Genomic DNA, 9,956 nt, shown 5'->3' with positions numbered 1-9,956 from the left:
AACCGCCTCTTTCATCATGTATCTTTTTAAAAATTTCTACGTGTACCAAGTAAAAACTTTTACAACATGCACTTCATTCCTTCATGAGTAGAAATAAATCCTAATTTTTCATAAAATCGATGTGCATCTTCACATTGTTTGTCTGTCGTAAGTTGTACCATACCACATTTCTCAGTTTTGGCAATCGATATAGCTTCTTTAAACAATTGTTCCCCGATCTTTTTCCCGCGGTACGTTCTATCAACACGTACTCCTTCAATTTGTGCACGTTTCATTCCTAGCCTTGCTAATCCAGGAATAATGATTAATTGCAAACAACCGATAATTTTCCCATCTTCCACAGCAACAATAATTTGATTCCCATTCTGTTTCTCCATTGCATGAAATGCTTCATAATATTCTGCAGGAAGTGGATCTTCAAAACGTTCACGATGTGAGCCTAATGCATCATCAGCAAGTAAACGAACAATCTCATAAACATCATCCTTCGTCGCTTCACGAAATTTCATCCTTACCACTCCATTCATTCATTGATCAAACAAAATCAACATCGGAAAATAATTACCATTCCCTAGAATGAATGTATGTAAAAATGTAAGTAATTGAAAAATAACACTTTGAAACTATGTCTTATAAAGGCGTGTAATCATCTATCCGATTTATTCTATTATATATTATAACAAATCGTTACAGAACATCACTACTATTTTTTCTATTACCCATTAAAAAAACCCTCCCCCATAAAAATGGGGGAGGGTTTGTAAAGTATTATTTATTTTTGACGATTACGACGTTTTTGAAAGTTTCCTTTTCCTCCACGGCGTTCGCCACCGCGTCGCTCGCCGCCACGACGACTATCTCCACGGCCACCTTTTGAACGGTTACCGTAAAAACGTTTACCGCCACCTTTACGGCCTTTTGGACCTTTGGAGCGAGTATTTTTCACGCTAATCGGTTGAACAGATGAAATAGTTACTGGTACATCTTTACGTTCCTTCGTTAACATTTTTAATGCAGCAGATACAACAGAAATTGAATCATGATCTTCCAATAATTCCGTCGCCGTTTGATGGAATGATTGTAAATCTTCATTTTCAATTAGTTTTAATAATTTTTCTGCTGTAGCTTGTTGTTTTCCACGTGCCGCTTCTTGATTTGTCGGTGGAACCATACGTTTCATCTTACTTTTCGTTACTTCTTCGATTAAACGTAAATGTGGCATTTCACGTGGTGTAACAAATGAAATTGCCTCACCCGTACGTCCTGCACGACCTGTACGCCCAATACGGTGTACATAGCTTTCTGGATCTTGTGGAATGTCGAAGTTGTAAACATGTGTCACACCTGAAATATCAAGTCCACGTGCCGCAACATCTGTCGCCACTAAAATTTCAATTCGTTCGTTTTTAAATTTATTTAACACGGACATTCTTTTTCCTTGTGTTAAATCCCCATGAATTCCTTCTGCACGGAATCCACGCACTTGTAAACCATCCGTAATCTCATCGACACGTTTTTTTGTACGTGTAAATACAATGGCAAGTTTCGGCGAATAAATATCTAAATGGTTTGTCAATGTGTCGAATTTAAAACGCTCAGGTACTTCCATGAATGTTTGTTCGATATTTTCAACCGTCATTTCTTTCGCTTTCACTTTAATTTCTGTCGGATCATTCATCAATGTCGTTGCGATTTCGCGAATCTCTTTCGGCATCGTCGCTGAGAACAATAATGTTTGGCGTTCTTCGGGAATTGCTTTTAAAATATCTTTAATATCATCGATGAAGCCCATGTTTAACATTTCATCTGCTTCATCTAACACCGCTACTTTAATATCGTGTAATTTAATTGTACGGCGATTTAAGTGGTCTAATAAACGCCCTGGTGTTGCAACAACGATTTGAGGACGATCTTTTAATGCTCTAATTTGACGGTCCATTTGTTGTCCACCATATACTGCTAATGAACGAATTCCTTTACTCTTTCCTAAACGGTTTAACTCGGCTGCAACTTGAATTGCTAACTCACGAGTTGGTGCGACAACTAATCCTTGTACACCTTTTTTCCCAGTTTCGAAATTTTCGATCATCGGGATTCCGAATGCTGCTGTCTTTCCTGTTCCTGTTTGTGCTTGCCCAATCACGTCTTTTCCTTGTAATGCGTGTGGGATTGTTGCGGCTTGAATTGGTGTTGCTTCTTCAAAGCCCATTGATTCTAATGCGTTTAATACGACATCAGAAACTTGTAATTCACTAAATTTAGTCATTACTTATTACCCTTCCTTTTTCTGTAAAATTGTTTACATTTAAGGAAACCTTTTCTCATGATAATTATGTTCAACAGTGCAATTCCCGTTTGAACTATTAAACATCTCATTATTTTTTATTTGAATGTCATTTCTTTAAAAGTATTCAAAGGCTTCCTCCACATGGATTTATGCCCAATTCCATTTCATGTATCAATGCAACTTTTCAATTATACCATATAACGAACAATAATGGGGGATTGTTACAATTATTTATTCCGTTTATTTCCTTTTCTCTAAAATAGTTGTATAAATTAACTGCAAAATTCCATAAAATATATTATACTTACACTCAATTAGTCGAAATATTAAAGGAGTATAGAACATTGCGATTTCCGCCATTTAATCCATATATAGCAGTCATCATAGGGGTCATTGCAGTTTCTACGTCAGCTATTTTTGTGAAATTAGCTAGTGGAGCACCTGCAGGGATCATCGCTTTTTATCGCTTGTTTTTTTCTGTCGTATTAATGTTACCCATCATTTTATTAAAATATAACGATGAATGGAAATTAATTCAAAAGAAAGATTGGATACTTGCGACATTTTCAGGTGTCTTTTTAGCGTTACATTTTATTCTTTGGTTTGAATCATTAAATTATACATCTGTTGCAAGTTCCGTCGTATTAGTTACATTACAACCGGTCTTCGCTTTCATCGGAACATATTTTTTCTTTGGAGAACGGTTTGCCCCAGCTGCAGTTATAAGTATGCTGATTACGTTAATTGGAAGCTTTATTATTGGCTGGGGAGATTTTCAAGTAAGTGGTTTAGCGTTATTTGGAGATATCCTGGCATTATTAGGGGCAGTCACTGTTACAGGATACTTTTTATTAGGGCAACAATTACGTAGAAGATTATCACTAATGATGTATACGTTCTTAGTATATGGAATTAGCTCCATCACTTTACTTTTATACAATCTGATCAAAGGAGATGCGTTTTTCCCGTACTCTATGGACATTTGGGGTTGGTTTATAGCTTTAGCCATCATTCCAACTTTCTTAGGACATTCATTGTTTAATTGGGCTTTAAAATGGTTAAGTACTTCAACCATTTCCATGGGAATTGTATTCGAACCAATCGGTGCATCGATTTTAGCTTATTTCATTTTAGGCGAAAAAATAACATCAAGTCAATGGCTCGGAGGAACGGTCGTTATTTTTGGGTTATTCCTTTTTATTATGAGTACGACAACTAAAAGAAATGTAACGATTTCCCATCGGGGTGGTCCCCCATTAAAAAAGTAAAAACAGGCTTGAAATAGTTTCAGCCTGTTTTTTATGTGTCTTTTTTTAAAAAGCCTAACACCATTTGATTTAGCACATCTTTATCATGGCCAAGACAAATTAGATGGCTCGATTCTTCAAAGAAGACGATTTCCTTGTCTTCCGATCCTATCTCTTCCTCTAGGGCATATGCTACTTGGTATGGTACCATTCCATCTTGCTTTCCTTGTGCAATAAACACGGGTGTGGTAATTTCCTCCAAGTAATCTTTCGTTTTATTTACTAATTTCATGAATTCAATATTTGCACTTAATGGCACCGTGCCAATTTTACTTTTATAATGACGATATATTTCATTTTCTTCTAACTTGCCTTTAAAACGATCCCCGATTACTTCTGCCACATATTGACTTAAATGTTTAAATGACAAATATTTTCTAGCGGTTGCAAGTAAAACTAGTTTATCTACTTCAATTGTTGCCGCTAAATAAGCTGCAATCATTCCTCCCATTGAAAAACCAATAACATATACTTTATTACATGCTTGTTTTAACTCTTCTAGTGCCCTTGTCGCATCCTCCAGCCACACTTCATAAGAGACATCTTTCAAATCTAAGTGTTCGCCATGACCAGTTAACGTAGGTACGACAATGTTCCAATCTGTTTGTTCTACTAAATATTCTCTTAGTGGTTCTACTTCGTATGGTCCACCAGTATATCCGTGAATGATTAAACAACCTATCATCGTTGATCACCTAGCTTTTTGTATGAATTTTAAGTAGTACGAAAACTGCGAACTAAATCATTTAATTGTTTTATCACTGGAGATACTTGTTGAACAGTGTCTGCAAATTGTCCAACTGTTTGTAACATTTTTTGAATATCGACTTGCCCATCCTCATTCATAAATTGCTGAATCATTTTGCTTTCCATTTGTTGATTCATTTCATCTGCTGAAACTGGAATCGTATTTTCTTGTAATGGTATTTCACGTCCACTCCTCAACTCTTGTCGCTCCATATGACAAGAAGCACAATATGGGGCATGCATTGCATATGGACATGGGGGGTGATAATAAAGAGAATGTGGCGTCCAATATGATTCGTATTCCATCGTAAACACCTCTTTCAAACGTAATAAACGTTGATACAATATATGTTTACGATATATAAACGTGAAGGAGGATTCTATCTTTATTTTAGCGTGAAAAGAATAAAAAAAACAAGCTACAAAATTGTAACTTGTTTAATATTCTACTTTCCCTAATAAATAAGCTGTAAATAAACCTAATACAAATACGATTAAACATAAAATAAAGCTTGAAATCGTCGAAGCAAATCCTGGGAATATAACAAAAATCGACCCAATTACTAATCCTATAATGAGAGCAAATGTCGCATGACGATAATGTTTTAAAAAGTAGTGAATAATTTTACTCATCGTAATAATTCCAATTGCGATCCCTGAACCAACTACAATGATGACTGGGATTTCTAATTCACTCACTGCATGCATAATCGTCGAGTACACCCCAATAACTAACATAATAAACGAACCACTAATACCAGGTAAAATCATTGCCGCACTCGCAATCATTCCAGAAAAGAGTAATAAAATATATGTACTCATTGATCGATCTGTAATGATAGGACTTTCTGTTGGATTTACTGGTAAAGCTAAAATCAGAATAATACCGATCAACATTAATGCATAATGATACCATTGGAAGGTATTTTTCGCATCTGACTCACGAAACAAAAATGGTAGTACACCGATAATTAATCCAACAAAGAAATAGTATGTTGGCTGACTATGATTTGCTAATAACCATTTCATTAAATGGCTTAACGAATAAATTGCTGCCCCCATTCCAAGCACAATAGGAATTAAAAAAAGTATACTTTCTTTCCACTTTTTAGAGAAAACATTATTGATCGCAGCAATTAATTGGTCATAGAACCCTAATAAAACCGCAATGGTGCCCCCACTAACTCCTGGAACAACATCACTAACCCCCATCGCAAACCCTCTATATAAATTTTTCCATTCCATGATATTGCATTCTCCTTCTTCATTGCATCTGAATTTATGTTTGTTGCATCTAATTTTTGGTTATCGCATCTGTTTTCGCAGTTATTGCATCTGAATTTTATTTATTGCATCCGTTTTTGCGTTTGTTGCATCTAAAATTTTTTTATTGCATCTGTTTTTGCGTGTGTTGCATCTAAAATTTTTTTATTGCATCTGTTTTTGCGTTTGTTGCATCTAAAATTTTTTATTGCATCTGTTTTCGCAGTTGTTGCATCTGAATTTTGTTTATTGCATCTGTTTTCGCAGTTGTTGCATCTGAAATCTGCTTATTGCATCTGTTTTCGTGCTTGTTGCATCTGAAATTTTTTTATCGCATCTATTTTCGCAGTTGTTGCATCTGAAATTTTTTTATCGCATCTATTTTCGCAGTTGTTGCATCTGAATTTTGGTTATTGCATCTAATTTCGCAGTTGTTGCATCTGAAATTTTTTTATCGCATCTATTTTCGCAGTTGTTGCATCTGAATTTTGGTTATTGCATCTAATTTCGCAGTTGTTGCATCTAAAATTTTTTTATTGCATCTGTTTTCGCAATTGTTGCATCTGAATTTTACTTATCGCATCTATTTTTCGTACGTGTTGCATCTATTTTCGTACTGAATTTTATTTATTGCATCTAATTTTTGTTTATTACACAGCTTCTATCATACCAAATTATATTTCATTTGAATATTTTTAACTCATTCTCATTTACGAGGTAATTTTTCTACCTAATCAATAATGTATGCATGGATTCTTATTTTATGTTTCATTTATTGAAGAAACGGGTAATGACTAATTATGAGTAGTATAATTGTATTTTATAAATATTTTGCATGAGCAATGTAATTGTATTTTATAATAAATATGATATTATAATAATTACAATGTAAAACAAATTTTATTTACATAATATTTTCTCGGAGGTGCTTTTTAATGAGCAATAATGACAAAAACATCAACAAAAAAAGATTAACAACTGCAGCAGGTAATCCTGTACCGGATAATGAGAACTCTTTAACAGCTGGTCCACGTGGTCCCATTTTATTACAAGATTTCTGGTTACTTGAAAAACAGGCACACTTTAATCGTGAAGTAATTCCTGAACGCCGTATGCACGCAAAAGGTTCTGGTGCACACGGGACATTTAAAGTAACAAATGATATTACAAAATATACAAAAGCAAAGATTTTCTCTGAAGTAGGAAAAGAAACACCAATGTTCGCACGTTTTTCTACCGTAGCTGGAGAACGAGGAGCAGCAGATGCTGAGCGTGATATTCGTGGATTCGCATTAAAATTTTATACTGAAGAAGGGAACTGGGACTTAGTTGGTAACAACACACCTGTATTCTTCTTTAGAGATGGAATGCACTTTCCAGATTTAAACCACGCAGTAAAACGTGATCCACGTACTAACATGCGTTCGCCGAACAACAACTGGGACTTCTGGTCACTTTTACCAGAAGCATTACACCAAGTAACTATCACAATGAGTGATCGTGGAATTCCTAAATCATATCGTCATATGCACGGTTTCGGAAGTCACGCATATAGTATGATTAATGCAGACAATGAGCGTGTTTGGGTAAAATTCCATTTCGTAACACAACAAGGTATCGATAATTTAACAGATGAAGAAGCTGAAAAATTAATCGGTAAAGATCGTGAATCACATCAACGCGATTTATACGAATCTATCGAAAACGGCGATTATCCAAAATGGAAATTGTACATCCAAGTAATGACAGAGGAAGAAGCACAAAACATGCCATACAATCCGTTTGATTTAACGAAAGTTTGGTATAAAGGCGACTTCCCATTAATTGAAGTAGGAGAATTTGAGTTAAATAGAAACCCAGAAAACTATTTTGCTGATGTAGAGCAAGTCGCATTTTCTCCAGCAAATATCGTTCCTGGAATTGGATATTCACCAGATAAAATGTTACAAGCTCGTTTATTCTCATATGCTGATGCACAGCGTTACCGTTTAGGTGTAAACCATCACCAAATCCCGGTAAACAAACCACAATGTCCATTCCATAGTTTCCATCGTGACGGACAAATGCGTACAGACGGAAACTTAGGAAGTACATTACATTATCAGCCGAACAGTTATGATGAATGGCAAGATAATCCTGATGTGAAGGAGCCACCTTTAGATTTATTCGGTGCTGCTGATCATTGGAACTTCCGCGAAGATGATGATAACTATTATGAGCAACCAGGGAAGTTATTCCGCTTAATGGACGATGATGCAAAACAACGTCTATTCGAAAATACAGCACGTAACTTTGATGGCGCAGAGGAATTCATTAAAATTCGCCATATTACAAACTGTTATAAAGCTGATCCAGCATACGGTGAAGGTGTTGCCAAAGCAGCAGGCATCGACATGGATAAAGTAATGAAAGCTTTAGAAGAAAACTAAATTTTACTGATCAAAACACTTACAAAATTGCATTTTCGGATGCATTTTGTAAGTGTTTTTTAAATTTATCAAATCATATTTACTTTATGTTTTACCCTATCTATAATATGTATAAAATTACATAGGGGGGTAAAAAACATTATTAAGCAACGAAACATACCTTACACTTTACGTTTTTTAAACGCACTTGTTCCAAGAATTAATGCTACTCACTCCATGTATGAACCTTTAAAAATTCAAGCTGCAAAAGCGCAGAAAGGATTAAATGGTGAGCGAAAATTAGATTATCATTTACGCATGCTCCCATCAACAATTTATCGTGTCTTGAATGATATTTCGTTTGAGTTAAGAGACATCACTTTTCAAATAGATGCCTGCATCGTTTCCAATCATGCGATATATTTAATCGATTCAAAAAGCATCGATGGTGAAGCCATTTTTAACACGCAATTGGAACAACTGACTCAAAAGCATAAAAACAAAGAACGAAATATGAAATACCCTTTAACCCAACTCGAATCAAATAAGTTTTTAATGATGCAATGGTTACAGGAACGGTCATTAGAAGGATTTCCCATTTATTATTTCGTTTCCATTGCTGATTCAACAACGATGATCAAAGTAATCGGCGATGAAGACCATATCGCCAAACACGTGACTTTCGCAGAAAATATTCCATTTTATGTTAAGCGACAGAATGAAGCATTGGAAGAGCGCTATCCTAACGGAAATCCTACGTTAAAAAATAACATTGTCACACAAATGATGCGGTCCTATAAAGATTTAAAAATTGATTATTTTAAGAAATTCAAAATAGACATTCGCGATGTTCAACCAGGCGTTATTTGTCATAAGTGTTATCGCCTTGATACCGTTTATGTAAAAGGTAAGTGGATTTGCCAACATTGTCATCATGTAGACCGATTTGCATATAAACGTTCTTTAGAGGAATTTTTTATTTTATTCGGTCCGAGCATTTCTAATAAAGAGGCGAGATGGTTTTTACGTGTGCCGAGTCGGGTTACAATCACAAAAATATTGCAGCGAAGTAATTTAACTTATAATCGACAACATAAACGTTGGTACAAGTAAAAATAGATGTAACGACGCAGAGCAGAGAAAACAGATGCGATAAATAGAATTCGGATGCAATAAATGCGAAATCAGATGCAATAAATAAAATTCAGATGCAACAAATGCGAAAACGGATGCGATAAACAAATTTTAGATGCAATAACTCGAAATCAGATGCAATAAAAAAATTTTAGATGCAACAAACGCGAAAACAGATGCAATAAAAAAAATTAGATGCAACAACCGCGAAAACAGATGCAATAAAAAAATTTTAGATGCAACAAACGCGAAAACAGATGCAATAAAAAAATTTTAGATGCAACAAATGCGAAATCAGATGCAATAAAATAATTTTAGATGCAACAAATGCGAAATCAGATGCGATAAATAAAATTCAGATGCAACAAACACGAAATCAGATGCGATAAAAAAATTTCAGATGCAACGAAGGCGAAATCAGATGCAATAAACAAAATTCAGATGCAACAAGCACAAAATCAGATGCAATAAAATAATTTTAGATGCAACAAATGCAAAAACAGATGCAATAAACAAATTTCAGATGCAACGAAGGCGAAATTAGATGCAATAAAAAAATTTCAGATGCAACAAACACGAAATCAGATGCAATAAAAAAATTTTAGATGCAACAAATGCGAAATCAGATGCAATAAACAAAATTCAGATGCAACAAGCACAAAATCAGATGCAATAAAAAAATTTCAGATGCAACGTACACAAAATCAGATGCAATAAACAAAATTCAGATGCAACAAACGCAAAAACAGATGCGATAAACAAATTTCAGATGCAACGAACGCGAAATCAGATGCGATAAACAAAATTCAG

8 protein-coding genes are annotated in these 9,956 nt (G+C 34.8%); 3 read left to right on the top strand and 5 right to left on the bottom strand.

The features are described 5' to 3' along the window. Positions 1-59 precede the first annotated feature (59 nt). Together WKT09_RS13220 and WKT09_RS13215 are read right to left on the bottom strand one after the other, a co-directional pair. Positions 60-509, bottom strand: a complete 450-nt coding sequence (locus WKT09_RS13220; RefSeq protein WP_340416480.1) for a GNAT family N-acetyltransferase — start codon at positions 507-509, stop codon at positions 60-62. Positions 510-772: 263 nt separating this feature from the next. Beyond that, complete coding sequence (locus WKT09_RS13215; protein WP_340416479.1) at positions 773-2,266, bottom strand: DEAD/DEAH box helicase; 1,494 nt, start codon at positions 2,264-2,266, stop codon at positions 773-775. Between the two features lie 365 nt (positions 2,267-2,631). On the opposite strand from WKT09_RS13215, the gene WKT09_RS13210 reads away from it, so the two are divergent. Next, entirely contained in the window at positions 2,632-3,555 is a 924-nt protein-coding gene (locus WKT09_RS13210) for a DMT family transporter (protein ID WP_340416478.1), read from the top strand. A gap of 31 nt (positions 3,556-3,586) precedes the next feature. Here the strand turns inward: WKT09_RS13210 and WKT09_RS13205 are convergent, their stop codons facing one another. The 3 genes from WKT09_RS13205 to WKT09_RS13195 all read right to left on the bottom strand — a co-directional run bounded on the left by WKT09_RS13205 (position 3,587) and on the right by WKT09_RS13195 (position 5,586). Further along, a complete protein-coding gene (locus tag WKT09_RS13205) occupies positions 3,587-4,279 on the bottom strand; it encodes an alpha/beta hydrolase (RefSeq protein ID WP_340416477.1) in 693 nt (230 codons plus the stop codon). 29 nt (positions 4,280-4,308) lie between these two features. After that, positions 4,309-4,647, bottom strand: coding sequence for a YppG family protein (locus WKT09_RS13200; RefSeq protein ID WP_340416476.1), 339 nt, complete (start codon positions 4,645-4,647; stop codon positions 4,309-4,311). A 132-nt stretch (positions 4,648-4,779) separates the two neighbouring features. Continuing rightward, a complete protein-coding gene (locus tag WKT09_RS13195) occupies positions 4,780-5,586 on the bottom strand; it encodes a DUF368 domain-containing protein (RefSeq protein WP_340416475.1) in 807 nt (268 codons plus the stop codon). 953 nt (positions 5,587-6,539) lie between these two features. On the opposite strand from WKT09_RS13195, the gene WKT09_RS13190 reads away from it, so the two are divergent. Continuing rightward, positions 6,540-8,033: a catalase gene (locus WKT09_RS13190; protein ID WP_340416474.1), complete on the top strand. Its 1,494-nt coding sequence runs from the start codon at positions 6,540-6,542 to the stop codon at positions 8,031-8,033. Positions 8,034-8,249: 216 nt separating this feature from the next. Next, the gene (locus tag WKT09_RS13185; RefSeq protein ID WP_340416473.1) at positions 8,250-9,125 is read left to right on the top strand and encodes a nuclease-related domain-containing protein; all 876 of its coding nucleotides are present in this window, start codon (positions 8,250-8,252) and stop codon (positions 9,123-9,125) included. Positions 9,126-9,956: the final 831 nt, after the last annotated feature.

It is taken from the genome of Pseudogracilibacillus sp. ICA-222130 (assembly GCF_037892545.1).
Taxonomy (GTDB): Bacteria; Bacillota; Bacilli; order Bacillales; family Amphibacillaceae; genus Pseudogracilibacillus.
This window is presented reverse-complemented; position numbering and strand designations above follow the sequence as displayed.

Excerpts from the sequence above, each read along its gene's own strand:
- WKT09_RS13195 (WP_340416475.1), bottom strand. The coding sequence starts at position 5,586 with ATGGAATGGAAAAATTTATATAGAGGGTTTGCGATGGGGGTTAGTGAT.
- WKT09_RS13185 (WP_340416473.1), top strand. The coding sequence starts at position 8,250 with ATGTATGAACCTTTAAAAATTCAAGCTGCAAAAGCGCAGAAAGGATTA.
- WKT09_RS13200 (WP_340416476.1), bottom strand. The coding sequence starts at position 4,647 with ATGGAATACGAATCATATTGGACGCCACATTCTCTTTATTATCACCCC.
- WKT09_RS13205 (WP_340416477.1), bottom strand. The coding sequence starts at position 4,279 with ATGATAGGTTGTTTAATCATTCACGGATATACTGGTGGACCATACGAA.
- WKT09_RS13190 (WP_340416474.1), top strand. The coding sequence starts at position 6,540 with ATGAGCAATAATGACAAAAACATCAACAAAAAAAGATTAACAACTGCA.
- WKT09_RS13220 (WP_340416480.1), bottom strand. The coding sequence starts at position 509 with ATGAAATTTCGTGAAGCGACGAAGGATGATGTTTATGAGATTGTTCGT.
- WKT09_RS13215 (WP_340416479.1), bottom strand. The coding sequence starts at position 2,266 with ATGACTAAATTTAGTGAATTACAAGTTTCTGATGTCGTATTAAACGCA.